This is a genomic window from Acuticoccus sp. MNP-M23 (genome assembly GCF_031195445.1).
Taxonomy (GTDB): domain Bacteria; phylum Pseudomonadota; class Alphaproteobacteria; order Rhizobiales; family Amorphaceae; genus Acuticoccus.
The window spans coordinates 1431323-1455780 of the sequence record NZ_CP133480.1 but is presented as its reverse complement, the minus strand read 5'-3'; the positions used below and the strand labels follow the sequence as shown (position 1 = coordinate 1455780).

General features: G+C 67.0%; 23 protein-coding genes and 1 tRNA gene. 10 read left to right on the top strand and 14 right to left on the bottom strand.

What is annotated here, in order from left to right; translation table 11 throughout:
* Positions 1-5 precede the first annotated feature (5 nt).
* The 3 genes from hisG to hisS are packed head-to-tail and all read right to left on the bottom strand — an operon-like array spanning position 6 to position 3483.
* Positions 6-977, bottom strand: coding sequence for an ATP phosphoribosyltransferase (gene hisG / locus RDV64_RS06910; RefSeq protein WP_309198536.1), 972 nt, complete (start codon positions 975-977; stop codon positions 6-8).
* On the bottom strand, positions 977-2062 hold the full coding sequence (locus RDV64_RS06905) for an ATP phosphoribosyltransferase regulatory subunit (RefSeq protein ID WP_309198535.1): 1086 nt from the start codon (positions 2060-2062) through the stop codon (positions 977-979). The genes hisG and RDV64_RS06905 overlap by 1 nt, the downstream gene beginning before the upstream one ends.
* A complete protein-coding gene (hisS, locus tag RDV64_RS06900) occupies positions 2059-3483 on the bottom strand; it encodes a histidine--tRNA ligase (RefSeq protein ID WP_309198534.1) in 1425 nt (474 codons plus the stop codon). Before hisS ends, RDV64_RS06905 begins: the two co-directional genes overlap by 4 nt.
* Before the next feature lie 264 nt (positions 3484-3747).
* On the opposite strand from hisS, the gene RDV64_RS06895 reads away from it, so the two are divergent.
* Together RDV64_RS06895 and RDV64_RS06890 are read left to right on the top strand one after the other, a co-directional pair.
* Positions 3748-4635, top strand: a complete 888-nt coding sequence (locus RDV64_RS06895; protein ID WP_309198533.1) for a hypothetical protein — start codon at positions 3748-3750, stop codon at positions 4633-4635.
* Positions 4636-4694: 59 nt separating this feature from the next.
* Entirely contained in the window at positions 4695-6290 is a 1596-nt protein-coding gene (locus tag RDV64_RS06890) for a helicase HerA-like domain-containing protein (protein WP_309198532.1), read from the top strand.
* 4 nt (positions 6291-6294) lie between these two features.
* On the opposite strand, the gene RDV64_RS06885 is transcribed toward RDV64_RS06890, so the two are convergent.
* Entirely contained in the window at positions 6295-7698 is a 1404-nt protein-coding gene (locus tag RDV64_RS06885) for a malonyl-CoA decarboxylase domain-containing protein (protein WP_309198531.1), read from the bottom strand.
* 68 nt (positions 7699-7766) lie between these two features.
* Between RDV64_RS06885 and RDV64_RS06880 the strand changes: the two genes are divergently transcribed.
* Entirely contained in the window at positions 7767-8354 is a 588-nt protein-coding gene (locus tag RDV64_RS06880; RefSeq protein ID WP_309198530.1) for an NUDIX hydrolase, read from the top strand.
* A gap of 18 nt (positions 8355-8372) precedes the next feature.
* Here the strand turns inward: RDV64_RS06880 and RDV64_RS06875 are convergent, their stop codons facing one another.
* Genes RDV64_RS06875 through RDV64_RS06860 form a run of 4 tightly spaced genes read right to left on the bottom strand, consistent with a single transcriptional unit; the run spans position 8373 to position 11600 of the window.
* Positions 8373-9164 (bottom strand): class I SAM-dependent methyltransferase, encoded by a 792-nt coding sequence (locus tag RDV64_RS06875; RefSeq protein WP_309198529.1) that lies wholly within the window; start codon positions 9162-9164, stop codon positions 8373-8375.
* A complete protein-coding gene (locus RDV64_RS06870; RefSeq protein ID WP_309198528.1) occupies positions 9161-10204 on the bottom strand; it encodes a glycosyltransferase family 4 protein in 1044 nt (347 codons plus the stop codon). The genes RDV64_RS06875 and RDV64_RS06870 overlap by 4 nt, the downstream gene beginning before the upstream one ends.
* A 13-nt stretch (positions 10205-10217) precedes the next feature.
* The gene (locus RDV64_RS06865) at positions 10218-10616 is read right to left on the bottom strand and encodes a 6-carboxytetrahydropterin synthase (RefSeq protein WP_309198527.1); all 399 of its coding nucleotides are present in this window, start codon (positions 10614-10616) and stop codon (positions 10218-10220) included.
* Positions 10617-10634: 18 nt separating this feature from the next.
* Positions 10635-11600: a zinc-binding alcohol dehydrogenase gene (locus RDV64_RS06860; RefSeq protein WP_309198526.1), complete on the bottom strand. Its 966-nt coding sequence runs from the start codon at positions 11598-11600 to the stop codon at positions 10635-10637.
* Between the two features lie 182 nt (positions 11601-11782).
* On the opposite strand from RDV64_RS06860, the gene mdoH reads away from it, so the two are divergent.
* Both mdoH and RDV64_RS06850 read left to right on the top strand, forming a co-directional pair.
* On the top strand, positions 11783-13573 hold the full coding sequence (mdoH, locus tag RDV64_RS06855; RefSeq protein WP_309198525.1) for a glucans biosynthesis glucosyltransferase MdoH: 1791 nt from the start codon (positions 11783-11785) through the stop codon (positions 13571-13573).
* A gap of 5 nt (positions 13574-13578) precedes the next feature.
* Complete coding sequence (locus RDV64_RS06850; RefSeq protein WP_309199446.1) at positions 13579-14340, top strand: MOSC domain-containing protein; 762 nt, start codon at positions 13579-13581, stop codon at positions 14338-14340.
* Positions 14341-14388: 48 nt separating this feature from the next.
* On the opposite strand, the gene RDV64_RS06845 is transcribed toward RDV64_RS06850, so the two are convergent.
* Positions 14389-14473 (bottom strand) — tRNA-Tyr (locus RDV64_RS06845).
* A 48-nt stretch (positions 14474-14521) separates the two neighbouring features.
* Between RDV64_RS06845 and RDV64_RS06840 the strand changes: the two genes are divergently transcribed.
* Positions 14522-15244: an RNA methyltransferase gene (locus tag RDV64_RS06840; RefSeq protein ID WP_309198524.1), complete on the top strand. Its 723-nt coding sequence runs from the start codon at positions 14522-14524 to the stop codon at positions 15242-15244.
* Here RDV64_RS06840 and RDV64_RS06835 read toward each other — a convergent pair.
* Positions 15234-16181, bottom strand: a complete 948-nt coding sequence (locus RDV64_RS06835; protein ID WP_309198523.1) for a glycosyltransferase — start codon at positions 16179-16181, stop codon at positions 15234-15236. The two genes, RDV64_RS06840 and RDV64_RS06835, sit on opposite strands and share 11 nt — an antisense overlap.
* Before the next feature lie 29 nt (positions 16182-16210).
* Positions 16211-17035, bottom strand: coding sequence for an SDR family oxidoreductase (locus RDV64_RS06830; protein WP_309198522.1), 825 nt, complete (start codon positions 17033-17035; stop codon positions 16211-16213).
* A gap of 97 nt (positions 17036-17132) precedes the next feature.
* Here RDV64_RS06830 and RDV64_RS06825 point away from each other — a divergent pair, with 97 nt between their 5' ends.
* The gene (locus RDV64_RS06825) at positions 17133-18206 is read left to right on the top strand and encodes an Ldh family oxidoreductase (protein ID WP_309198521.1); all 1074 of its coding nucleotides are present in this window, start codon (positions 17133-17135) and stop codon (positions 18204-18206) included.
* A gap of 54 nt (positions 18207-18260) precedes the next feature.
* On the opposite strand, the gene RDV64_RS06820 is transcribed toward RDV64_RS06825, so the two are convergent.
* Positions 18261-18893, bottom strand: a complete 633-nt coding sequence (locus RDV64_RS06820; protein ID WP_309198520.1) for a glutathione S-transferase N-terminal domain-containing protein — start codon at positions 18891-18893, stop codon at positions 18261-18263.
* A 161-nt stretch (positions 18894-19054) separates the two neighbouring features.
* On the opposite strand from RDV64_RS06820, the gene RDV64_RS06815 reads away from it, so the two are divergent.
* From RDV64_RS06815 to RDV64_RS06805, 3 genes are read left to right on the top strand one after another with little or no spacing between them, the layout of a single operon-like run.
* Positions 19055-19990, top strand: coding sequence for a TAXI family TRAP transporter solute-binding subunit (locus tag RDV64_RS06815; RefSeq protein WP_309198519.1), 936 nt, complete (start codon positions 19055-19057; stop codon positions 19988-19990).
* A gap of 21 nt (positions 19991-20011) precedes the next feature.
* Positions 20012-21901, top strand: a complete 1890-nt coding sequence (locus tag RDV64_RS06810; RefSeq protein ID WP_309198518.1) for a TRAP transporter permease — start codon at positions 20012-20014, stop codon at positions 21899-21901.
* A gap of 53 nt (positions 21902-21954) precedes the next feature.
* The gene (locus RDV64_RS06805) at positions 21955-22692 is read left to right on the top strand and encodes a fumarylacetoacetate hydrolase family protein (protein WP_309198517.1); all 738 of its coding nucleotides are present in this window, start codon (positions 21955-21957) and stop codon (positions 22690-22692) included.
* Positions 22693-22699: 7 nt separating this feature from the next.
* Here the strand turns inward: RDV64_RS06805 and RDV64_RS06800 are convergent, their stop codons facing one another.
* On the bottom strand, positions 22700-23509 hold the full coding sequence (locus RDV64_RS06800) for an exodeoxyribonuclease III (RefSeq protein WP_309198516.1): 810 nt from the start codon (positions 23507-23509) through the stop codon (positions 22700-22702).
* Positions 23506-24327 carry a CoA ester lyase gene (locus RDV64_RS06795; protein WP_309198515.1) on the bottom strand — a complete coding sequence of 274 codons (822 nt, stop codon included), beginning with the start codon at positions 24325-24327 and terminating at the stop codon, positions 23506-23508. The genes RDV64_RS06800 and RDV64_RS06795 overlap by 4 nt, the downstream gene beginning before the upstream one ends.
* Positions 24328-24458: the final 131 nt, after the last annotated feature.

The window sequence follows — 24458 nt, the reverse complement described above, 5'->3', positions numbered from 1 at the left end:
GCTGCTCAGACGGTGGCGAGCCGCGCCAGAAGATCGCGCGAGAACACGTTTTCTTCGTAGATGTCGGCGACCTGGGTGGTGACCACAGTGGCGGCGCCCTCGGCGCGCAGCCAGCTGGCACAGTCCGACGCGCGGCGCCGGGCCACGTGCAAGGTGAGCGGCACGGGCTCGCTCCCGAAGGGCGCAATGGCGTCGAACCGGCTTGAAGCATCGCGCGCCGCCGCGGCGGGGTTCGGCATCACGGCGCGCAGTTCCAGCACGGCCTGCGCGCGCATTTCGGCGGCAATCCGGTCGACGATGGTGGCGGCCATGGCGCGTGTGTCGTCACACCAGGGCGCCGCCAGGGAGGCGACGAACTGCGCTTCGGAAGACAGGATCAGCCCGTCGGACAGGATCTTGAGCTGGTTTGCGGCCAGCGTTGCGCCGGTTGTGGTGATGTCGACAATCAGATCGGCAGCGCCGGATGCCGGCGCGCCTTCGGTGGCGCCGAGGCTCTCCACAATCCGGTAGTCCACCACGCCGGCTGCGGCAAAGAAGCGGCGCGTGAGGTTCACGAACTTGGTGGCAACCCGGAGGGTTCGCCCATGGCGCGCGCGGTGGAACTCCGCAACGTCCGCCAAGTCTGCCATGGTTTCAACGTCGATCCAACGCTCCGGCACGGCGACCACAACGTCGGCGCGGGAAAAGCCGAGCGGGGTGACGACGTGAAAGCGGTTGTTGCGCTCATGGGTGTCGTCCACCGCCTCGTGGAGGAGGTCGAGGCCGGTGAGGCCGAGGTGGGCGTTGCCGGCGGAGAGTTCGCGCGCGATCTCGGAGGCGGAGAGGAACGCCACCTGCACGCCCGGAAGGCCCGCGATGCGGCCGCGATAGTCCCGTCCGCCGCGGGCGCGCTCCACCTTCATGCCCGCGCGGGTGAGGAAGTCGAGCGCAATTTCCTGCAGGCGGCCCTTGGAGGGGGCGGCGAGGACGAGATCCATCAGATCGGCTCCGGGATACGGTCGAGCCACACGGAAAAGCCGATGGCGGGCAGCGATTTTTCAGGGTCGAGCAACGCCATCAGCGTGTCGTAGCGGCCGCCTGCGATCACCTCGGCAAGGGGCTCGGCGGGGTCGATCATGTCGAACACGAAGCCCGTATAATAATTGAGGCGGCGGCCGAAACCCGCCTCGAAGCCGATGTCCTCCAGCGAGACGCCGCCCTTGGTCAGCGCGTCTGCCCGCGCGGCGAACACGTCGATTGCGGCGGAAAGGTCCACCCCGGCGTTCTGCGCAAAGGCGCGCAGGGTGGCAACGGCATCCACCAGCGGCACGGCAATCTCGCAAAATTCCTCGATGATGCGGGCGGCCTGCGGGTGACCGCCATTGCCGGCGGCCTGTTCGAGCAGGCGCGCTGCAATATCGTCGGCACTGCGGCCGGACGTGGTGGCGTGCTGGGGGAGGCCGATCACCGCGTCGACGATGGCGCGCGCCTCGGTGGGGTCCACGCGGGCGAGCGCCGGGGCAAGGCGTGCGGCAAGGCCGTCCGGCACATCCCGCCGTGTGAGGCGGGCAAGCGTTGCAGTGAGCCGGTCGCGGTCGCCGAATGCGGCGGTGAGGCGCGTGCGCCATGCCGGCGGCAGCGCCAGCGCGTCCACCAGCGCGCCGAAGAGGTACGCATCGCCCATGCGGATCTTCGGCTTGAGGCCGACAATGCCGGCCGCGTCCATCGCCAGCGCGAACACCGCGGCGTCGGTCTCGATCTCGTCGGTGTGGCCGATCCATTCGGTCCCGGCCTGCTCGAACTCCGGCGCCCCGATCATCCGCCGCTTGCGAAAGATCTTGCCGCGGTAGTTGTAGGCGGACGGGGACTTTCGGCCGGCTTTCAGGTGTTCAAGGCACACCGGAATGGTGAAGTCCGGCCGCAGGCAGAGCGCCTCGCCATCGGCGCCCTCGGTGGTGAACAGGCGCTTGCGGAATTCCTCGCCCGCCAGCTCCACGAACACGTCCATCGGCTGGAGGACGCCGGGCAACACGAACTCGTCGCTGGCGCGGCCGAGAAGCGCCATCAAAGCCGAAACGCTCATTGGAGGATGTTGCGCACCGCCGCGGCGATCGCCTCGATGGTGTCGTCCACTTCCACCTGCGCGGGGCGGCTTGCCACCCAGTCGCTGCGGTTCTCGATCTCTTCAGCGGCGCGCTTGCCTGCGGCGAGATCCTTGATCTGCACCTTGCCCGCCTCGCGCTCCATCGAGCCCTGGATGATGACGCAGGGCGAGTTGCGCCGGTCCGCGTACTTCATCTGGGCCTTCATGCCGCTGTCGCCGATGTACATTTCCACCGGCACCGTCATCCCGCCGGTGTTGAGCGCGTTGCGCAGCTTCGACGTCATCGCCTGATAAAGGGCGATCTCGTCGCGATCCATCACGGTGACGATCACCGGGCCGACGCTGGGCTCGGCATCCGACCGTGCCATCAGCGCCGCCGCCAGCCGCGACACGCCGACCGAGAAGCCGGTGGCCGGCACGTCGGCCGACCGGAAGCGGCCGACGAGCCCGTCATAGCGCCCGCCGCCGCCGACCGAGCCGAATTTCTGCGGCCGGCCCTTGTCGTCCAGCACCTCGAACAGCAGCTCCGCCTCGAACACGGGGCCGGTATAATATTCGAGCCCGCGCACGACGGAGGGGTCGACCTTGATCGTCCCGTAGCCGGCGGCCGCCACGTTGTCTCGGATCATTGCGAGATCGTCGCTGATGCGCGGCTCGACCGACGGGTCGAGGAGGGAGAGGACGACCGCGGCCTGATCGTCCGACAGGCCGGCGCCCTTGGTGAAGTCGCCGCTTTCGTCTTCCCGGCCCTTGCCGAGGAGTTTTGCGATCTCGGGGAGGGGGAACTTGTCCGCCTTGTCGATGGCGCGGAGGACGCCGAGGCGGCGCGGGTCGTCGGCGTCCACGCCGGCATCGGCCAGCACGCCGTCCAGCACCTTGCGGGAATTGACGCGGATCACGTATTCGCCGTCCGAAAAGCCAAGCGCCTTCATGACGTCGGCTGCCATCATGCAGACTTCGGCGTCCGCCAGCGGCGAGGCGGCGCCCACAATGTCGGCATCGCACTGCATGAACTGGCGGAAGCGGCCGGGGCCCGGCTTCTCGTTGCGGAACACCCAGCCGGAGCGGAATGTCTTGTACGGCTTTGGCGTCGCCTCGAAGTTTTCCGCGACCATGCGCGCCAGCGGGGCGGTCAGGTCGTAGCGGAGCGAGAGCCACTGCTCGTCATCGTCCTGGAAGGCGAAGACGCCTTCGTTGGGCCGGTCGGCATCCGGCAGAAACTTGCCCAGCGCGTCGGCGTATTCGATGAAAGGCGTTTCCACCGGCTCGAAGCCCCAGCGTTCGTAAACGCTGCGGATTGTGGAAAGCATCGCCGAGGTGCGCCTGATTTCGGCCGCCGAACGATCGGCAAACCCCCTGGGCAGTCTCGCCTTGGGCCGGTTCACCTTGTCTTTAGCCATTATCGCCTCCGTGAGGTCCGAGCATCTACCGCGATGCGGCCCCGGCCTCAACCGGCTTGTTGCGATGCAGCATTGCCGCATGCCGATTTAAAGCGCCCGGACGGATGAAACGGCGTCCCGGCGCGCGTATATCTGGCAATGGTTGCTTTTTCGACCTGTCCCGCAGGCCGCCACCTGCTCGGGGCGCAGAATTCGTTTTTTCGTTTTTCAGCAAGAGGCGCCGCGTCGCCTCTGAGATTATTGGCCTTGAAGGAGGCGCATACCATGGGTGACCGCGAAACTTGCCGGGATATCTTGGCCATTGTCCCGGAGACTGCCGTCCTGGCGTTCGATGTGGTCGGCTGGACCGACCCCGATGGCCCCCGCCGGATGGCGAACGCGCAGGAGGTGCGCAAGGCGATCGACGCCGAACTCACCAAGCAGGCCGAGGCGCTCCACAAGAAGCACTTCGCCGGCAAGACCGTCACCCAGGAAGATGCGGTCAAGCTCCTGATGACGGTGCCGAAGGAGATCCTCGACAAGCAGAAGAAAGAGGCAGGCGAGCGGCTGAAGTGCGCCTATCAGGAATCCCCGCTCGGCGTCTGGCTGGACCGCAATTCCTGGGTCCTCTACGTGTTTGCGCCCATCGTGGTCGGCGCCGCAGGCACGATCATGTACGTCGCCCGCACCGGCGACCAGCCGGCAAGCTGGGCGACCGGCATGGCAAAGACGAAAAAGAGCTTCACGACGAAACATCTGGGCACCGTCACCCTGGGCACCAACAAGGTCACCTTCGTGCCCTCCACCCGCAGCCTCTCGGTCAACGCGTTCGGCGAGATGAAGTGGGAGCGCGTTGCGGTGAAGCTGACGCTGGGCGGCGGGATGAGCGAAGGCGAATACAACGCCAGCCTGTTCGGCGTCGATCTCACCACTGCGGTCACCCGTGACCTCGACCTGAAGATCGGCTCGCAGGCGGCCAACCACATGAGCCAGTGGGGCGGCACGTCCACCGTGGGGCTGAATTACAAGGGCAGCGGGGCGGCGGCCAACACATCCATCATGCTGGGCAGCCAGTTCTCATACGGGCAGACCGGCGCGTTCGAGGGGATGCCGGCGGTGAAGCCGCCGCCGATGGGCGCAACCTTCAAGCTGGAGCTGAAGTTCGCCTTCTGACACTGTGATGGCCGACTTTTCGTGCCTTCAGGTGCGCGGCAAACTCCGGAAGGCAGTCCATGGCAGATGAAATCACGAGTGTCCTCAGGGACGATGCCGTCTTTGTCGGCACGGCCGAGGCGCCGCAATATCTGCCGCTGAAGATGGCGAACCGGCACGGCCTCGTCACCGGTGCCACCGGCACCGGCAAGACCGTGACGCTCCAAATCCTCGCCGAGGGCTTTGCCAAAGCCGGCGTGCCGGTGTTCTGCGCCGACATCAAGGGCGACCTTTCGGGCATTGCCGTCCCCGGCGAGGCGAAGGATTTCCTCACCAAACGGGCAGACACCATCGGCCTTGGCGCGGACTACAAATTCGGCGCCGCCACCGCCTCGTTCTGGGACCTGTTCGGCGAAAAGGGCAACCCGATCCGTACCACGGTGACGGAGATGGGGCCGCTGCTGCTTGCCCGCCTGCTCGACCTCAACGAGGTGCAGGAAGGCGTCCTCAACATCGCCTTCCGCCTTGCCGACGACGAGGGCCTCGCCATCCTCGACCTCAAGGATCTGCGCGCGCTGATGGTCCATGTGGCGGACGAGGCGTCCGAACTGTCGCGGATCTACGGGCTGGTGTCGGCCGCCTCCATCGGCGCAATCCAGCGCGCGCTGCTGGTGCTGGAACAGCAGGGCGGCGACCGCTTCTTCGGCGAGCCGGCGTTCGACATCACCGACCTGATGCGGCTCGACGACAACGGCCACGGCATCGTCAACGTGCTCGCCGCCGACGATCTGATGGCCAACCCGCGCCTTTACGCCACCTTCCTCCTCTGGCTCCTGTCGGAGCTGTTCGAGGAGCTGCCGGAGGTGGGCGACCCGGACAAGCCGAAGCTCGTGTTCTTCTTCGATGAGGCGCACCTTCTCTTCACCGAGGCACCCAAGGCGTTGCTGCGGACGGTGGAGACCGTGGTGCGGCTGATCCGCTCCAAGGGCGTCGGCGTGTTTTTCGTGACGCAGAACCCGCTCGACCTGCCGGATGCTGTGCTGGGCCAGCTCGGCAACCGCGTCCAGCATGCGCTGCGCGCCTACACGCCGCGCGACCAGAAGGCGGTGCGGGCGGCGGCGGAGACCTTCCGCCCCAACCCGGCGCTCGACACCGAGCGCGTCATCACCGAGCTTGGCGTGGGCGAGGCGCTGGTGTCGACGCTCGGCCCCAAGGGCGCGCCGACAATGGTGGAGCGCACGCTGATCCGCCCCCCGTCGGGCCGGCTGGGGCCGATCACGCCGGCCGAACGCGCCGTGCTGATTGCCGCCGACCCGATGCGCGGCAAGTATTCCGAGACGGTCGACCGCGTGAGCGCCTACGAGATGCTGACCGAGCGCGCCGCGAAGACCCCGCCGCCCGAAGCCATGCCGGATGCCTCGCCGACCAAAAAGGCCGAGCCGGACCGTGAGCCGGAACCTGAGGAGGATGGCTGGCTGGTGAAGCTGTGGAACTGGCTGACGGGCAATGCGCGCGGCGCCAAGCGCCTCACCACCACGCAGAAGGCGGCAAGGGGCGCCGCCCGCAACGTTGCCGCCGACATTGGCGGGCGGATCGGCCACATGGTCGGCGGGGCGAGCGGCGCGCGGATCGGCAAGCAGGTTGCGCGAGGGATGTTCGGCAACCTCCTGCGCTGACCCGTCACCCCTCGACGGGTTCGCTTTTCTTCGGTGGGGCGAGCTGGCGGGGGGCGTCGCTCGGCGGACGTTCCGCGACCTTTACCGTGCGGGCAAGTTTGGTGATGGCGGGGGTGGCGATCACCTTGCCGTCGCCGACAAACGCCTCGTGGTTCTTCTCCACGTCGGCCAGCACGTAGCGGTAGTTCACCATCATCCCGAACGCGTTCTTGATGCCGCGCTCGGACGGATCGGCGTTGAAGTCGATCTGCTCCAGCCGTGCGCCGTTGCCGAGGTGGAACCGCGCAACGGGGTCGATCACGCGGCCCTTCGCGTCCCGCGCCACGGTGAGATAGTGCGCCGCAAGCGGCATCAGGGCAACTTCGGCGGCCTTGGCGAGCGCAGGGTCGGTCAGGAACGCCGGGTCGTGGTCGAGGCGTTCGAGCAGATCGCGGGTGGGGGTGTCGACGGCGCTCGTGGGGCGGGCCGCCTCCTCGCGCAGCCATTTGGCGAACCCCGGAACCGGCGAGAGGGTGACGAAGGTCTTGAGGTTCGGCAGCTCGCGCGCAAGGTCGCCGGCCACCTGCTTGATGAGGAACGAGCCGAACGAGATGCCGCGCAGCCCGTCCTGGCAATTGCTGATGGAATAGAACGTGGCGGTGGTCGCAGCGCGCGGGTCGATCGGGGTGCGGTCCTCGGCCAGAACGGGGCCGATGGCGGTGGGAATCGCGCCCGACAGTGCGACTTCCACGAAGATCAGCGGCTCGTCGCCGAGGCGGGGGTGGAAGAAGCCGAACAGGCGGCGGTCCGGCACGTCGATCCGGCGGCGCAGATCGTCCCAGCCGTTGATGGCGTGGACCGCCTCGTAGCGAATGATTTTTTCGAGGATGGCCGCAGAGGTCTGCCAGTCGATCTCGCGCAGATCGAGAAAGCCGCGGTTGAACCAGGCGTTGAACAGACGCTTGAGGTCGTCGTCGACCACCCACAGGTCCGGATGGTGGGCGATGCGCTCCATCAGCTCCAGCCGCAGCGCCACCAGCGCCTGCGTGCCGCCGGTGATGTTGTTGAGGCGGCGGAACAGCTCGACCCGGCGCGGCTCTGCGGCCTTCTGCAGCGCCTTTGCGGCAGCCTCGCCCGGTGCGGCGATATAGGCTTCCGCGGCGGCCTTCAGCGTTTCGGCATGGGGGCCGTAGTCGTGCGCGAGGGTGCGGAAGACGAAGGTGCGACCGGCATAATCAAGGTCTCGGTAGGCGCGCAGAAAGTCGCCCGCCTTCTCGGTCGCGGACGCTTCGCCACGGCCGCCGAGCAGCGCCTCGATCATCTCCACCAGCGTTTCGCGGCTGGCGCGGCGGGGCTTGCGCCGCTCGCCGAAAATGCGGTTGTCGGTGATCGCACTCAACAGGTCGTTGATCACGCTGGGTTGGGGCATAAAGGCTCCTTGCACACAGCCGTGGTAGTGAAACGGTATCGCATTTTGAACCGGTCCGGGGATTCCTAGTGTCACAGCAGCAGTACACGACGCAGCACAAACGCTCGATTTACGAAGGTTTCATGAAACTGGACCTCTACGACGCGACTGTCACGCGCGGTGACGAGCGTGTGGAGATCACGCGCGAGGTCCACGACCATGGCAACGGTGCCTGCGTTCTGCCTTACGATCCGGCCCGGAAAACCGCGCTTCTGGTGCGTCAGTTCCGCATGCCGGTGCATGTGGCCGGCGAAAGCGGGCTGGTGCTGGAGGCCGCCGCCGGGGTGATCGACCCCGAGGACGAAAACCCGGCATCCGCGGCCCGGCGCGAGGCGCACGAGGAACTTGGCTACGACGTGCACGATCTCATCCACGTGTCCACGTTCTACCCCATTCCGGGGATGGTGACGGAGCAGATGTCCTGCTTCCTTGCCCGCTACACCCTGGCGGACAAGGTGGAGGGCGACACCGGCGCCGACGAGGACGAGATCATCGACGTGGAGGAGTGGCCGCTCGGCGATCTGTGGCGCGCCTTCCAGGCCGGCGAGTTGCGCGACGGCAAGGCCATCGTCTGCCTGATGGCGCTGCGCATCGCAGAGCCCGCGCTGTTCGACTAGGCGCCGGCCCGCGCCGGATCACGGCGCCTTGTGAAAGAACTGATCGCGGTGGCCGACGGTCAGGGTCCGGGCGTCCTGCCGCGCGCGCCGCCAGGCGGAAATGGCGTCCGGCTGTGCAGGCAGGATTTCGCTGGCAGCCTCGGTCCAGCCATCCAGTGTGGCGGCCATCAGCGCGTCGTCCCGCCCGGCCTCCAGCTGCCATGGGGTGCTGGCCTCGTCCGCTGCAAAGCCATGGGCGCGGAACGCTGCGGCAAGGGTCGCAGGGGCATCCGGCCCTTCGGCGCGGCCAAAGGTCTTCTCGCCCTGCTGATGGGCGATGAAGGCACCGCGCATGGGCCCATCGAACGGATGGGCCGGGCCTGCCTCGAGCACCCCGTCGAAGGTGAGCATGGCGAGAAGCGGCACGCCCGTTGCCCCGCACGCTGCGGCAAGGCGCGCAATCCACGGCGCGGAGGCAAGGTCGAACAGGGCGGAGGCGGTGAGGAGGGCTGGCGGCGTGTCCCACGGGGCGGGGTCTGCCACCAGGTCGTGGGCCCGGGTCTCGATGCTGACGCCTTCGACAGGCCGCGTGGCAAAGCGGCGCTCGGCTTCGGCAAGGAGCGCCGGATCGGCATCCACCAGCACGAAATGCAGCGGTTTGGGGAGAAGCGGGGCGAGCGCGAACAGGGTTGCACCGCTGCCGGCACCAAGGTCCACGATCGTTGCGCCGGCGCCCACATGGCGGGCGGCGGCGGCGATGAGTTCGGCGCTGCGGGCGCGGTCGTCGGCCGCAGCGCGCAGGCTCAGCCAATCCGCCGAAAAACCACTCATTGCAGGGCCTCCACCACTTTTGAAACGGTCCGGGCGGTCTCGTCCCAGTCGCCGAAGCGGGCGCCGGCGGTTCGTGCCCCATCCGCCAGCCGGTCGCGCAATGGCGGATCGGTGAGGATCGTGCGCAGCGCGGCGGCGAAGGCTTCGGCGTCGCCGGGGGGGACCAGAATGCCGGCGTCCGGGGGCACGACGTCCGGCACGGCGCCGCCGGTCGTGCCGACAACGGGCAGGCCCGCCGCCATCGCCTCGGCAAATACCATGCCGAAGCCCTCATAGTGGGTTGCCAGCGCAAACACAGAGGCGCGGCCGTACAGCGCCAGCAACGCGTCCTCGTCCAGCGCGCCGCGCAACGCTACGCGGTCCGAAAGCGCGTGGGCGGCAATGGCGTCTTCCAGCGCACGGCGGACGGCACCGCCATCGTGGGTGCCGCCGACAATTTCGCAAGTCCACGCAAGGCCCCGAAGCTGTGCGAGGGCCTCGATCAACACGTCGTGTCCCTTGCGCGGCGTGAGACTGCCGACGACGGCAATCACCGGCGGTGTTTGCGGATGGGACTCGACCGCGCGCCACGCCGGTGAAAAGCCGGGGAGGGCGACCACGGCGTCCGGCACGCCATAGTCCGCGGCGAGGATGGCGGCGGTGTTGGGGCTCGTCACCACCACGGCCCGCGTGTGGGCAACGGCGGCAAGTTCGCTTTGTGCCAGCGTGGCGGCCTCGGCTGCGGAAAGGCCCGCCTCCAGCGCCAGCGGGTGGTGAACGAGGCCGATCAGAGGCGCCTTCAGGCCATCCAGCGTTGCCGCCGGCAGAACGCCGAGGGCAAGGCCATCCACAACAAGGGCGGCCTCTTCCGGCACGTCCGCCAGCCTGGCCTGCGCATCGTCAAGGGCCGCAGCGTCCGGAAAGGGAAAGCCTTCGCGCAAGGGGACCACGGTCACCGTGTGGCCGAGCGCCTTCAGCGCTGCAATCAGCGCGCGGTCGTAGCGGTAGCCGCCGGTGGGGGTGTCGAGGTCGCCGGGGACGGCGAAGGCGATCGGGCGCATGGGGGTCCGAAGCCTAGAGGTCCGCTTCGTACCAGGCGCGGGCGACGTGGGATTCCTCCAGCGCCACCTTCAGCCGCGTCACGCCGGCTGCATCCTCGCCCAGCGTGCCGGCTTCGATGGCCTCTGCCAGCTTGTCGAAGATGTGCTTGGCCAGAACCTCGGTGGTGGAGCGACGGTCGGAGAACTCGGGCAGCTCGTCGAGGTTCTTGTAGTTGAGGTTGGCGAGGATCGCCTTCAGCCCATCGGCGGCAAGGCCGATGTCGAGCACGATGGCGTTGGGCCCGAGCTTTGGTGCGAAGAAGGCGGCATCAACGATGAAGGTGGCGCCGTGCAGGTTCTGTGCGGGGCCGAACGCCTCGCCCCGCAGGCTGTGGGCGATCATGATGTGGTCGCGGACTTCGAGGGCAAACATTTCGGCGCTCCGGCAGGGTCAGTAGGTGAGGAGGATGGCGAGCGCGCCGGGATCGGCGAGCAGGGCGGGAAGGCGGTCCGGTGCCTCGGCAAGCGGCACGCGGTGGGTCAACAACGCATCCAGCGCCGGATCGTCAAGCAGCGAAAGTGCCGCGGTGAGGCGCCGTTTGTAGGTCCAGCGCGGCGCGCGGGCCGGCGGCAGGCTGCCCACCTGCGAAGACACGATGCTGAGGCGCTGCGAATGGAACGCACCGCCCAGTGGCAGATGGGCCTCTCTGGTGCCGTGCCAGCTGGCCTCTACCACACGGGCTTCGCGCCCGGCGCTCGCCAGCGCGCACACCAGTCCCTCGCTTCGTCCGCTGGCGTTGATGGCAATGTCGGCGCCTTCCGGCGCATCGGCCGGCAACGCGAACGCTGCGCCCATCGCCTCCGCCGCCTTGCGCTTGGAAGCGTCGGTATCCACCGCGGTCACCACCACGCCGGGGGTGCGGGCCAGAAGCCGCGCGATCAGAAGGCCCACCACGCCGCAGCCGACAACCACAACATTGTCGCAAGGGGCAGCGCCACTGTCCCACACGACGTTGAGCGCAGTTTCCATGTTGGCCGCCAGCGCCGCCCGTTCGCTCGGTACGTTGTCCGGCACGGCAATGGCCTCTTCGGCCTTGAGCGCAAACATGCTCTGGTGCGGCTGCAGCGCGAACACGCGGCCGCCAAGCCGCGCCTCAGGCCCCGAAACGATGCGGCCAACAGCCGCGTATCCATACTTTACCGGAAACGGAAACTCTCCAGCCTGCGCGGGGCAGCGCATCCGCGAAAACTCCGATGCCGGTATCTCGCCGGCCAGAACCAGCCGCTCGGTGCCCTTGCTGACGGCGGAGAAGGCGGTCTCGACAACGATATCGTGATCGGCCGTGTCAATCCGCTCGTTGCGCAACCCGTATGTCCCGTGCTTTTCGCACCACAGTGCAGTTGCGGGACCGTTCATGCTTGAAAACCTGCCATACTCTTCAACATACCATCACAGGCAACGGCCCGTTCATCTGACGTTGAGCGGTAAACGCTCATGACGGCGCGCACAACGACGCCGTGCTGCAAAGCCTCGAGGGCAGCCGCGCGCTGCCCCCTTCGATATTTTGGCGCCCAGGGCGCCGGCAAACAGGATTTTTCATGTCCCGCGTAGATATTTCAGCGCCGGCCGGCGTCGCGGCTTCAACGCGTCTCGGGCAGCTCGAACGCCGGTCGCGAACGCTCTGGCGCCGCCGTCTCCTGGTGGGGACGCTCAACCTTCTGACCATCGGCGGGCTTGCGGGGCTGATGGGGCTGGTGCTGGGCCGCGGCGGCTGGACGGTGTTCGAAGCGGGGATGATGACGGCCTTTCTCGTCACGCTGCCGTGGCTTGCCATCGGCTTCTGGAACGCGGTGATCGGGGCACTCCTCATCGCAAGGGGCGAGCGCGATGACGACCCGCTTGCGCTCTCGTTCAATCCGGGTGCTGCCATCGTGACGCGCACGGCCATTGCGATGGCCATCCGCAACGAGGCGCCGGGTCCTGTGGTCCTGCGTCTCAGCGCCATCATGGATGACCTTGAGGACCACGGTGCGGCCGATGCCTTCGACATTCACATCCTGAGCGACACCGACGACGCTGAGATTGCCGTCGCGGAAGCTGCTGAAATCGAGCGCTGGCGGGCAGGCAGCGGCCGGGCGGCGCAGATCTTCTATCGCCGCCGGGACACCAACGAAGGCTACAAGGCCGGCAACCTGCGCGAATTCTGCCAGCGGTGCCTGCCCGACTACGCATTCTTCCTGCCGCTGGATGCCGACAGCCACCTCTCCGCCGGATCGATCCTGCGGCTGGTGCGGACCATGGAGCAGAACCCGCGCCTCGGCATCTTGCAGACACTGGTGGTCGGAACGCCGGCGCGGGCGTTCTTCACCCGCGTCTTCCAGTTCGGGATGCGCCACGGGATGCGCGCCTATACGACGGGTTCGGCCTGGTGGGCCGGCGATTGCGGTCCCTACTGGGGCCACAACGCACTGATCCGCCTTGCCCCGTTCGCGCGCGCCTGCAACCTGCCGGTCCTGCCCGGCGACGGCCCCCTCGGCGGCCATGTGATGAGCCACGACCAGGTGGAGGCCGTCCTGATGCGCCGCGCCGGCTACCATGTGCGCGTGATTGCGCAGGAGGGCGAGAGCTGGGAGGAAAACCCGCCCTCGCTGCCCGACTTCATTCGCCGTGAACTGCGCTGGTGCCAGGGCAACATGCAATATTTCCAGCTGATCGGGATGCGCGGGCTCAAAACCATGAGCCGCGTCCAGCTTGGCCTTGCGATTCTGATGTATCTCGGTGCGCCGGCGTGGATGGCGTTTCTGGTTCTGGGTGCGGCCAGCGTCCTGTCCGGCGGGAGCGAGGCGGCGGCCATCGCCAACGGGCCCGGCGTGGTCCTCTTCGCGATCATCCTCACCATGAGCTTTGCCCCCAAGCTGATGGGGCTTGCAGGCATTCTGGGCAGCAGACGCGAGAGCGCGCGGTATGGCGGGCGCGGCCGGGTGGTCCTCGGCGGGCTGGTGGAGATCATCCTGACGACGCTGATGGCGCCGGTGGTGGCGTTTGCCATTGCGGTGTTTGCGGTGGGGCTCCTGTTCGGCCAGCGGCTTGACTGGCGGGCCCAGTCGCGCAGCGGCCGCCGGGTGAGCTGGGCCGAGGCCGGCCGCTCGTTCTGGCCGCAGACCCTGTTCGGGGCAGTGCTCCTCGTCGTTCTGGCGAACTTCATGCCGGGCGTGCTGCCGTGGGCTGTGCCGGTGATTGCGGGGCTGCTTCTTGCGATCCCGCTGGCTGTGGTCACCACGTCCGCCACCTTGTCGCGCTGGAGCCGCGCGCGGGGCCTCTGCGACATTCCCGAAGACCACGCGCCGCCGCCGGCGCTGGTCCGGATCGCACCGGCAATTTCAGCGTGAGCGCGATGGAGGGGGCGGTCGTCGCCCTCGCCCGCTACCCGGTGAAGGGCCTGTCCGCCGAGAGCCGGGACAGCATCTCGCTGACAGCGGGCGAAGGGGTCCCGCACGACCGGGTGATGGCCTTTGCCCGCCCCGGCAACATTTTCGACGAGGCGGCGCCCCAGCCCTTCCCCAAGAAGCAATTTTACATGTTGGCGCGCGACGAGGCCCTCGCGAAACTGGCCACCCGCTACGACGCGGCGAGCGATAAATTGCAGCTCGGCGAATCGGCCTTTGCGCTGTCGACGGCAGACGGGCGGGCCGGCGCTGAAGCGGCGATCGCCGAAGCGCTCGCCCTGCCGCCCGGCGAAATGCCACGGCTGGTGCGCGGCGGCACCCACCGCTTCACCGACGTTTCGGTGGTCTCCGAAACGATGATGAACGCGATCTCGCTGATCAACCTTGCCTCCGTCGCAGCGCTCGGGGCAGCGGCCAGCGCGGAGGTGGACCCGGTCCGTTTCCGCGGCAACGTGGTTTTCGACGGCTGGCCCGCATGGTCCGAGCTGGAGCTTGAAGGGCGGGAGATCGGCATCGGCCCCGCACGGCTGAAAGTGCTGCTGCGCACAAAACGCTGCGCCGCCACCACGGTGAACCCCGACACGGCCGTGCGCGACATCCCCGTGCCGCGGATCCTGTCAAAGACCTTCGGCCATCCGGACATGGGCATTTACGCCGAAGTGCTCGAAGGCGGGACGATCCGGCAGGGCGACGCAATCACGCTGCTCTGAGGCGGGCGATGCGGCCAAGTGGTGGAAAAGACCGGTGTGCGGGAAATTTGGTGGAGGGAGTTGGATTCGAACCAACGTAGGCATAGCCAGCGGATTTACAGTCCGCCCCCTTTAGCCACTCGGGCACCCCTCCAGCACCGAAGCGGCGTCTTAGAATCCACCCGCCAGGAAGTCAACGCACATGGCGCATGATGACGACAATGAACCCTATTGGCTCTACGGTTTCCACGCCGTAAGGGCCGCTCTCGGCAATCCGGCGCGGAAAATTCACCGCATGGTTGCGTCGCGCAATGCGCTCAACCGGCTGGAAATGGAGCCGCCGAAAAACGTCGACATGATGGACGTGCGCGGCATCTCCAAACTCCTCGGCAGCGACACCGTCCACCAGGGCATCGCCATCTATGTGGAGCCGCTGGAGACCAAGACGATGGATGCGCTGGCGGATGCCACCGCCGTCCTCTGCCTCGATCACATCACCGACCCGCACAATGTGGGTGCGATCCTGCGCTCCGCGGTGGCGTTCAAGGTGGATGCGGTGGTGACGACGCGCCGCCATTCCGCGTCGGAGACCGGGGCGCTGGCCAAGGCTGCCTCCGGTGCGCTGGACCTGATCGACCTTGTGGCGGTCACCAACCTCTCGCGCGCCGTCGCCGAATTGCAGACGATGGGCTTTGCCACGGCTGCGCTCGACAGCGAGGCCCCGATGGCGCTGGAAGACCTTGCGCCGGCGCACCGCTGGGCCTTCGTGCTGGGCGCGGAAGGGAAGGGCGTGCGCCAGGGCGTGGTGGCCACCTGCGGCCAGTCGGCCCGGATCGAGGCGGACGGGGCGCTGGCCTCGCTCAACGTCTCCAACGCCGCCGCAATCACGCTCTACGCGATGCGCAAGTCGCTGCTCAAAGGCTGAGGGCGGCCGCCTCGTCGGTTGCATGGCTGGCGAGGAACGCGTCCATGCCGGCCGCCGCGCCACGCCACGCCCGCACCCAAGGGTCGCGCTTGCGCCGGCGCGCGGCGGCGTGGCTCTTGGCCGGCCCCCACGGCTTGCTGCCGACGAAGTGGACAATGGCCGGCCGCGCCCGTGCGCGCTCCAGCGCCGCCTTCTCGTCCGGCGGAAACGCCCAGAGGTTCAGCCGCGCCATGCTGGAATAGGTGTTCCAGCGCGGATCGAGCCGCAGAATATCGCCGCGGGCGACGCCGGCGATCCAGTCCTGATCGAACTGGGCGAGACGGCCGGCCGCCGCCAGATCGCCGAACCGTTCCACGCCAATTCGCGCGCGGATCACGTCGAGGTCGAGGAGGAGGACCCCGGCGTTGATGTGCTCCGTCAACGCGCCGAGCCCGGCGTCCCGCTGAAGGCGCGCGGCCTCTTCGCGGGCCTGCCGCACCATCTTCGGGTGAAGCCAGCGCCACCTGGAGCGGGCGACATGGTGCTTTTCGGCCGTGCGCAGGTTGGTCACGGCAGCGACGGCGTGCCCGTCAAGCGGGGTCGCAAACAGGGTCGCGACATCGTCGAGGACCACGAGGTCGCTGTCGAGATGCAGGCATCTTGTTACGTCCGGCAGGACTTCGGGCAGGGTGAGGCGGACCAGCGTCGTCTTGTAGCGCTCCGGAATGTCCGGATGGCGGTCCAAAAGCGGCCGGCATGGGGCAAATTCTATGGAGGCATCGCCGTGGGCGGTCATCAGCCGGCGGTAAGCGGCGTGCTGCACCGGGTTCAGCCCGCAATCCAGCAGGTGGACGCGGACGGGCGATGACGTGTGCGCCAGCAGGGACCACAGCGTAATGGCTGCATAGCGGGCGTAGGCCGCGTTGGCGGTGATGGAGATGTGGATCGGCTCGGGCACCCGTCGTCCTTCGTTCAGCGTACCGCCCGTCAGTCGTCCGCAGCTTCGGCGCGGCGCGCGGCGCGGTCGAACCGGGCATTGAGGACCGGGGAAATCATCGAGGCGGTCCACCCCAGCGCGGTGGTGGCGGTGTTTGGATAGATGGCGAAGGTGCCGCGGTCCATCCCGCGCACCACTGCCCTCGCCACAGCCTCCGGCGTCGCGACCGATGCACCTGCGGCGATGGCGCTGGTGGCGGCGGGCCGGTGGGCGCGCTCGGCTTCGAGCTGGGCGGTGTCGGTATCGCCGGGGTAGGCGACGGAAACGGCGATGCCGCGCGATGCCGCCTCGCCGCGCAATGATTCGGCAAAGCCGCGCACGGCGAACTTGCTGGCCGCATAGGCGGTGTAGCCGTAGACGCCGATAAGGGCTGCTGCGGATGCGATCATGCCGATCCGCCCTGCGCCGCACTCCGCCATGGCGGGGTACACCGCCTGCACCGCGTGGAGCGTGCCGAAGAAATTCACCTCCATCTGCTGCCGGAACGCGTCCTGGGGGAGCGCGTCGAACTTGCCGGGGATCACCATGCCCGCTGCCGTGACCAGCGTGTGGCAGGGGCCGCGGCGTTCGGTCACCCGCTTGAGTGCAGCAGACAGCGCGGCGGGGTCGCCCACATCGCACGCCTCGAAACCGGTGGGCGCGCCGCTTTCGCGCGACAGCGCTTCGCAGGCGGTGACCAGATCGTCCGCCCGCCGTGCCAGCAGCGACAGCTGAAACCCCTGACCTGCCAGAATTCGCGCCACCTGAAAGCCAATGCCGTGCGAGCCGCCGGTGACGATCGCATGCCGGGGCTCCTGACCATCGCTCTCGTTCATTGCGCTCAACCTTCACCGCAGGTCTGAAAAAGTCCGGACGGCGCTTTGTTCTTGCCGGCGGACCGGCGTAGATGTGCGCGATCACGCGGAAAAAGCCATGACAAAAACGGACCATTCCGACGCGCATTTCGCTCTTGGCGATCTCGCCGCGTTTCTTGAGGCAGCGCTGCTCGCATCGGGCGCCGATGCCGACACGGCGGAAAGCGCGACCCGCGCCATGATGCACGCCACCCGTTTTGGCGTGGACAGTCACGGCGTGCGCCTGCTCGACCACTACATTACCGAGATGGAGCATGGCCGGGTCACCAAGACCCCGTCGCTGGCCTTCAGCCAGACGCTGCCGGCGATTGCGGCGCTGGATGCCGGCCACGCCCAGGGTGCCAGAGCCACCTTTGCCGCCATGGAGAAGGCGATGGAGATGGCCGAGACCTGCGGGATCGGCGCCGTGGGCATTGGCAACAGCGCGCATTTCGGTGCGGCTGGGGCGTATGCGTTTGCGGCGGCCGAGCGCGGCTTCTTCGGCTACGCCTGCTGCAATGCGGACAAGATCGTCAAGCTGCACGGGGGGGCAGCGCCCTTTCACAGCACCAACCCCCATGCCTGGGCCATGCCGATGCCGGACGGGCGGCACTGGTTTCTCGACATGGCAACCAGCGCGATCCCGCTCAACCGCGTGAAGCTTTATCGCAGCCTTGGGACCGAATTGCCGGAAGAGACGGCGGCCGACGCTGCCGGGGAGCCCACCACCGATGCGAACGACGCAGTGATGCTGATGCCGCTGGGCGGCGCGTTCGGCTTCAAGGGGGCAGGGCTTGCGGGGGTGGCCGAGGTGCTGTCTGCCGTGATGAACGCGATGAACCTCAGCGAAGACGTTCTGCCCATGGGCGGGCCCGACCTTTCGACCCCGCGAAAGATGGGCGCCTTCGTGATGGCAATGCGTGTCGATGCCTTCGCAAGCCGCGCCTCCGTTGACGAGACCATGGCGCGCTACCTCGAAAAGCTGCGCAGCTCCGCCGCCCAGCCGGGCGAAACGGTGATGGCGCCCGGAGACCGGGAGTGGGCCGTGGCCGACGCGCGCGAGCGCAGCGGCACCACGCTCGACCCCGATACGGCCGATGCCTTTACCCGTCTGGCCCAGCGCTACGGCATCGCACCGCTCAAGCCGCTCTGACCGGCCCCCGGACACAGCAGCCGGCCGTGCGGGCCGGCTGCGCTTTCCACCGCCTTACGACGGCATGGGGATGTCCTGTTCGGTGGGCACGTTGTAGCCGCGCTTCACCGCATCGCGCCCGGCAATGGCCACGTACCAGCGCTTCACATTCGGAAAATCGTTGAGGTTGATGCCGTGCCACTCGTGGCGGGCAGCCCAGGGCCATGCGGCAATGTCGGCAACAGAGTAGCTGCCGGCAATGTAGTCCCGGCCTTCGAGGCGCTCGTCGAGCACCTTGTAAAGGCGCTTGGTCTCTTTCAGGTAGCGCTCTTCGGGGTAGGGATATTTGCCGGCGTTGAAGCGGTGGAAATGATGCGCCTGACCGAGCATCGGGCCAAAACCGCCCATCTGCCACATCAGCCATTCCACGGCGCGCCAATAATCCTCACCTGGCGCAGGCAGCAGCTTGCCGGTTTTTTGTGCAAGATAGAGCAGGATCGCACCCGTCTCCATCAGGTTGAGGTCGTTGTCGGTATCCACAATCGCGGGAATCTTGTTGTTCGGCGCGATGGCCAGAAACTCCGGCGAAAACTGCTCGTCCTTGGTGATGTTGATGGGGTGAACGTTGTACTCCAGTCCCAGCTCCTCCAGCATGATCGAGACTTTTTTGCCGTTGGGCGTGCCCCAGGTGTAAAGTTCTATGGTCATGGCTTTGTGCCTCCTGTCGCGTGTCGCTGACCCTAGCCAATAGGGCGTTGGGCCGTCAGTTGCCACAGCACGGATGCGTCAAGTGCTTGTGCCGACGGAAAATTGCATACAGAATGACACAGCTGCCGAAAGAGCAGATCACAATCCTTGGGAGGACCTTTATGCGGACTCAGTTCCTGACCGCCGCGGCCGTCGCCGCACTTCTGGTTGCAGGCCCCGCCACAGCGCAGAACATCAAGCTGATGACCGGCCCGCAGGGCGGTTCATGGTATCCGCTGGGTGGCGCGATCCAGAGCATCATCGAAAACGGCGTGGACGGTGCCAGCGTGATGGTGCTTCCCGGCGCCGGTATCGCCAACGTGAAGGCCGTGCAGGCCGGCAAGGTCGACATGGGGTTCGCCAACTCCGTCTCCACCGTCGATGCGATCAACGGCAATGCGCCGTTCGAGGAAAAGGCTGACGACGTTTGCAACGTCGCGACGCTTTATCCGCAATATTTCCAGGTCATCGCGCTTGCCGATTCGGACATCAATTCCCCGGCGGACCTCGGCGGCCATGCAGCAGCGGTGCAGCCGGTCGGCAACACGGGTGAGGCCATCACCTCGCACATGCTGAAGAGCCAGGGCCTCTCCTACGACGACCTGCCGCGCGTCAACCACGGCTCGTACACCGACTCCGTTTCGCTGATGAAGGACGGCAACGCCGCATTCTTCACCCTCGGCACCACCGTTCCCGCAGGTGCGGTGATGGACCTTGCTTCGGCCCGCGACATCAAGGTCGTGCCGATCGAAGGCGAGGCGCTTGAAAAGATGCAGGCGCTCAACCCCGGCTACAAGCCGATCGTCATCAAGGCCGGCAGCTATCCGGGCCAGGATGCCGACGTGAACACCATCGGCTATGCCACGCACATCATCGCGCGCTGCTCGCTCGAAGCGGACGTCGTGTACAACGTGCTGACCAACATTGCCGCCAACGTCGGTGACCTTGCCTCCATTGCAAACGCAATGAAGGGCGCAACGCCGGCCGACATGTCGCGTGACATCGGTGTGCCGATGCACGAAGGCGCGCAGCGCTTCTATGATGAGCAGGGCAGCTAAGCCCAGCGCCTGAGTCAGACAGTGCTCAAGAACCTTGCCCGAAACTGGAGCGCGGCCGCCTTTGCGGCGGTCGCGCTCGCCATGTCGACGTTCCACCTCTATGTGGCGTTCTTTGGCCCTCCTGACGCGCAGATCTTCCGCGCGATCCACCTCGCCTTCGTCATGGCGCTCGCGTTCCTGCTATTGCCCGGCTTCCTGTACAAGGGCGGGCGCAAGAACCCCAATATTCTCGACATCATCCTCCTGATCCTCGGTGTCTCCGCCGCGCTCTATCCGATTGCGGTGTACGATTACATCGTCACGCGGATGTACTATGTCGACGATCTCAACACCTACGACTTCATCTTCGGCTCCATTGCCATCGTGCTCATCCTCGAAGCGACGCGGCGGGCGGTTGGCCTGGCGCTGCCGCTGACGGCTGCACTCTTCCTCGCCTACGCAGTGTTCTGGCGCGGCTTCGGCCTGCAGATGATGCTCGACCAGCTCTACATGACCACAGAGGGCATCTTCGGCATCCCGCTCGGCGTGTCGGCGACCTACATCGTCCTTTTCATCATCTTCGGTGCGCTCGTCGAACGCTCCGGCGCGGGACGCCTGTTCATGGACTTTGCCATGAGCCTCACCGGCCACACCGCCGGCGGCCCCGCCAAGGTTGCGTGCGTTACGTCCGGCCTGTTCGGGTCGGTCTCGGGCAGCGCGACGGCCAACGTGATGACCACAGGCGTCTTCACCATCCCGCTGATGCAGAAGATCGGCTACAAGAAGGGCTTCTCCGGCGCTGTCGAGGCGGTCGCGTCGACCGGCGGGCAGATCATGCCGCCGATCATGGGGGCTGCGGCCTTCGTGATGGCCGAATTCCTCGGCATCTCGTACCTGGAAGTTGCCGCCTTCGCGCTCTTGCCGGCGATCCTCTACTATGTGGCGCTGTTCACCGCCGTTCACTTCGAGGCCAAGCGCACCGGGATGGTGGGCTTGCCGCGCAGCGAGCTGCCGCACCTGCCGACGGTGCTGAAGGAGCGCGGCCACCTCTTCCTTCCGCTCGTCATCATCGTGTGGACGCTGCTTGCAGGCTATTCGGCTCCGCTGTCGGCGCTGGCCGGCATCATGTCGGTGATCCCGACGGCGCTCCTGCGCAAGACAACCCGCGCCGAAATCACGCTCAACACCATCCCCGACGCGCTCATTGCGGGTGCACGCAACACCATTCCGGTGGCGCTTGCCTGTGCCTGCGCCGGCATTGTGGTGGGCACGATCACGCTCACAAACCTCGGCACGGAGTTCACGCAGCTCGTCATCCTCGTCTCGCAGGACTCGCTGGTTCTGGCGCTGGTGCTGACGATGATTGCCGGCATCATCCTCGGTATGGGAATGCCGACGACGCCGGCCTACATCGTCCAGGTGGCGCTGCTGGTGCCGGCGCTCGTCAAGCTCGGCGTGATGGTGGAGGCGGCGCACATGTTCGTCTTCTACTATGCGATCCTGTCGGCAATCACGCCGCCGGTGGCGATGGCGGTCTACGCCGCCAACGGCATTTCGCGCGGGACGTTGTGGGACACAGGCTACCAGGCGCTGAAGCTGGGCGCGACGGGCTACATCATCCCGTTCATGTTCGTGTTCGGCCCGTCGATCCTCCTGATCGGCGACACGCTGCCCATCATTCTGACGATGATCACCGCCACCATCGGCGTGATCTGCCTGGCCGGCGGGATGATCGGCTACCTCCTCGGCCGCGCGACCGTGGTGGAACGGCTGATGCTGATCGGTGCTGCCGTGGCGCTGATCAAGCCGGGGCTGGTGACGGATGCGACCGGGTTTGCCCTTGCCGGCGGCGTGGTTGCCATCCAGGTGATAACCCGGCGCAAGGACCAGCCCGTGCCGGCCGCTGTGCGGCCCAACACCGCCACATCCTAGTGGCGGCGTCCGCCGAACAGGTCGAAACGCTCGCGGCGGAGGTTTTCGCCGCGATGCAGGACGCACGGCAGATCGCGCCTTTTTCAGGCCGTGTCGAGGGCTATGGCCTCGATACGGCCTACGCCGTTGCCGCAGCCCTTCGGCGGCTGAGGGGCGCGAAGGAGGTGGGCCGGAAAATCGGCTTCACCAACCACACCATCTGGGCCCGCTACGGCGTCGATGGCCCCATGTGGGGCGATATGACCGAGACCAGCGTGACCGCGCTGGACGAAACCACCGTCGACCTCTCCCCCTACCTCGAGCCGCGGCTGGAGCCGGAAGTCGCGCTGTGCCTCGGCGCGGCCCCCATGCCGGGCATGGATGAAGCAGCGCTGGCGGACTGTGTGGCGTGGTATGCGCCAGCGTTCGAGATCGTGCAGTCGCTCTTTCCAGCCTGGCAGTTCACCCTGGCCGACTGTGTGGCGGCGGGGGGCCTTCACGGGCGCCTGCTCCTCGGTCCGCCGGTGGACGCCGGGCCGTACGCCGCCGAGTTCGCCCGTCTGCGCCTTGAGCTGAAACAGGATGACCGGCCGGTCGAAACCGGCAGCGGCGCCAATGTTCTGGGTGGCGGGCCGCTGGCGGCGCTAGCCCATCTGGTCAAAGGCCTTGCCGCACGCGGTGAGCGCGGGCTGGCCGCTGGCGACATCATTACCACCGGCACGCTGACCGACGCGCAACCGCTCAAGGCCGGTACGGTCTGGTCCGCCACCTACCATGGCACACCCTTCGGCACGATAAAGGCGCGGTTCTGAGCGGCCGTCAGGCCGTCAGCGCAATCCGTGCAATCACCGGCGCATGGTCGGACGCCTTTTCCCACCCGCGCGCTTCGGTGAGAACGTCCGTCGTCACGCGGTGCGCGGTGGAGGGCGACGCCCAGATGTGGTCCAGCCGGCGACCGCGGTTGGACCCCGGCCAGGTCTTGTTGCGGTAGCTCCACCACGTATAGAGCGGCTGGGGCTCCGGCCGGTCTTTGCGCATCACGTCCACCCAGTTGCCGGCTTCGCGCGCGGCTTCAAGCCGGGTGGTCTCGGCCGGCGTGTGGCTGATCACATTCAGGAGCTGGCGGTGGGACCACACGTCGCTTTCATAAGGCGCGACATTGAAGTCGCCGGTGAGGAGCGCAGGTTCGGTCGAAGCCACCTTTCCCCACGCGGCCAGCTCGTCGAGAAAAGCGAGCTTGTGTTGAAATTTGGGATTGGTCTCGACGTCGGGTTCGTCACCGCCGGCGGGGATGTACAGCGAATGCAACCGGATCGGGCCGCCAAAATTGACCAGCGCGGAAACATGGCGCGGATGGTCGATCCCGCCCAGAATGTCTGAATTAACGTCGAGGAGTGGCACCTTCGACAGGATCGCGACCCCGTGGTGCCCGCCGCGCCCGTTCAGCGCCTCGTAAGCAAAACCCAGCTGGCGCAGTGGCTTGAGGGGGAACGCGCTGTTGTCGCAGCGGGTCTCCTGCAGGAGCACCACGTCGGGCTCCACCATGGCCACCATCCTTGCAAACAACTCGGTCCGCGCACGGATCGAGTTGATGTTCCAGGTGACGACGGTGAGGGGCTTTTCGGTCATGTGTTCCGGGTCTCGATGCTCTTGGCGCGGGAAAGAACGGCGCGGGCCGCTTCGGCGTGGAGGGCTTCCACCATGCGTCCGTCGAGGACGGCAATGCTGCGGCCCTCGGCGTGCGCGGCATCCACCGCGGCGATGATGCGGCGGGCGGCTTCGATCTCGTCCGGTTGCGGCGAGAAGGCCGCGTTGACCGGGTCAATCTGTGCGGGGTGGATGACGCTCTTGCCGTTCATGCCGAGAGCGCGGCCGGCGGCGCTTTCGCGGGCCAGGCCATCGACGTCGGCTGTGTTGTTGAACACGCCGTCGATGCCATCGAGCCTGTGGGCGCGCGCAGCCAGCACGGCGGTCTGAAGGGCATGAGAAAGCTCGGCCCGATCGGCGGACAGCGCGATGCCGAGTTCTGCCGCCAGATCGTTGGTGCCAAGGATCAATGCGGCGTTGCCGGTGCGCCCGGCGGCCTCGGCAATCTCTCCGGCGGCCAATATCCCGGCAGCGGTTTCGAGCATCGGCCACACGCAGGCGCCTTTTGCATCCAGCGCTGCAATGTCGGCCGCGCTGCGGACCTTGGGCAGGACCACGGCGGCAAAACCGGCAGCGGCCTCGAGATCGGCGTCATGCCAGGGGGTGCCGGCGGCGTTGATCCGCAGCGCCACTTCGCGCGGGAAACCCGAAAAGGCGCGGGCCGCCTGCCGGGCCGCCTCCTTGCGCTCGGGGGCCACGGCGTCTTCCAGATCGACGATTATTGCATCGGCATCCAGCGTGCTTGCTTTTTCAAGCGCGCGCGGGTTGTCGGCTGGTACGTAGAGGATGGAGCGGCGCAATCGGGACTTCCTGTGACAAGGCGGGGACGGCAGGTGAGGTCTTCCCGATTGGGAGTATACAATGTCAATGGGGCTTTGAACGATGACCGGCAGCACTGTTGCGGCAATTTCTTCACTGGTTATGCGCGGCA

What these genes read in the sequence shown, in the direction of transcription:
- mdoH (WP_309198525.1), top strand. Translation starts at nt 11,783, where the DNA reads ATGTCCCGCGTAGATATTTCAGCGCCGGCCGGCGTCGCGGCTTCAACG.
- RDV64_RS06860 (WP_309198526.1), bottom strand. Translation starts at nt 11,600, where the DNA reads ATGAACGGTCCCGCAACTGCACTGTGGTGCGAAAAGCACGGGACATAC.
- RDV64_RS06830 (WP_309198522.1), bottom strand. Translation starts at nt 17,035, where the DNA reads ATGAACGAGAGCGATGGTCAGGAGCCCCGGCATGCGATCGTCACCGGC.
- hisG (WP_309198536.1), bottom strand. Translation starts at nt 977, where the DNA reads ATGGATCTCGTCCTCGCCGCCCCCTCCAAGGGCCGCCTGCAGGAAATT.
- RDV64_RS06820 (WP_309198520.1), bottom strand. Translation starts at nt 18,893, where the DNA reads ATGACCATAGAACTTTACACCTGGGGCACGCCCAACGGCAAAAAAGTC.
- RDV64_RS06875 (WP_309198529.1), bottom strand. Translation starts at nt 9,164, where the DNA reads ATGAGTGGTTTTTCGGCGGATTGGCTGAGCCTGCGCGCTGCGGCCGAC.
- RDV64_RS06815 (WP_309198519.1), top strand. Translation starts at nt 19,055, where the DNA reads ATGCGGACTCAGTTCCTGACCGCCGCGGCCGTCGCCGCACTTCTGGTT.
- RDV64_RS06850 (WP_309199446.1), top strand. Translation starts at nt 13,579, where the DNA reads ATGGAGGGGGCGGTCGTCGCCCTCGCCCGCTACCCGGTGAAGGGCCTG.
- RDV64_RS06890 (WP_309198532.1), top strand. Translation starts at nt 4,695, where the DNA reads ATGGCAGATGAAATCACGAGTGTCCTCAGGGACGATGCCGTCTTTGTC.
- RDV64_RS06865 (WP_309198527.1), bottom strand. Translation starts at nt 10,616, where the DNA reads ATGTTTGCCCTCGAAGTCCGCGACCACATCATGATCGCCCACAGCCTG.
- RDV64_RS06870 (WP_309198528.1), bottom strand. Translation starts at nt 10,204, where the DNA reads ATGCGCCCGATCGCCTTCGCCGTCCCCGGCGACCTCGACACCCCCACC.
- RDV64_RS06840 (WP_309198524.1), top strand. Translation starts at nt 14,522, where the DNA reads ATGGCGCATGATGACGACAATGAACCCTATTGGCTCTACGGTTTCCAC.
- RDV64_RS06800 (WP_309198516.1), bottom strand. Translation starts at nt 23,509, where the DNA reads ATGACCGAAAAGCCCCTCACCGTCGTCACCTGGAACATCAACTCGATC.
- RDV64_RS06825 (WP_309198521.1), top strand. Translation starts at nt 17,133, where the DNA reads ATGACAAAAACGGACCATTCCGACGCGCATTTCGCTCTTGGCGATCTC.
- hisS (WP_309198534.1), bottom strand. Translation starts at nt 3,483, where the DNA reads ATGGCTAAAGACAAGGTGAACCGGCCCAAGGCGAGACTGCCCAGGGGG.
- RDV64_RS06895 (WP_309198533.1), top strand. Translation starts at nt 3,748, where the DNA reads ATGGGTGACCGCGAAACTTGCCGGGATATCTTGGCCATTGTCCCGGAG.
- RDV64_RS06905 (WP_309198535.1), bottom strand. Translation starts at nt 2,062, where the DNA reads ATGAGCGTTTCGGCTTTGATGGCGCTTCTCGGCCGCGCCAGCGACGAG.
- RDV64_RS06805 (WP_309198517.1), top strand. Translation starts at nt 21,955, where the DNA reads ATGCAGGACGCACGGCAGATCGCGCCTTTTTCAGGCCGTGTCGAGGGC.
- RDV64_RS06885 (WP_309198531.1), bottom strand. Translation starts at nt 7,698, where the DNA reads ATGCCCCAACCCAGCGTGATCAACGACCTGTTGAGTGCGATCACCGAC.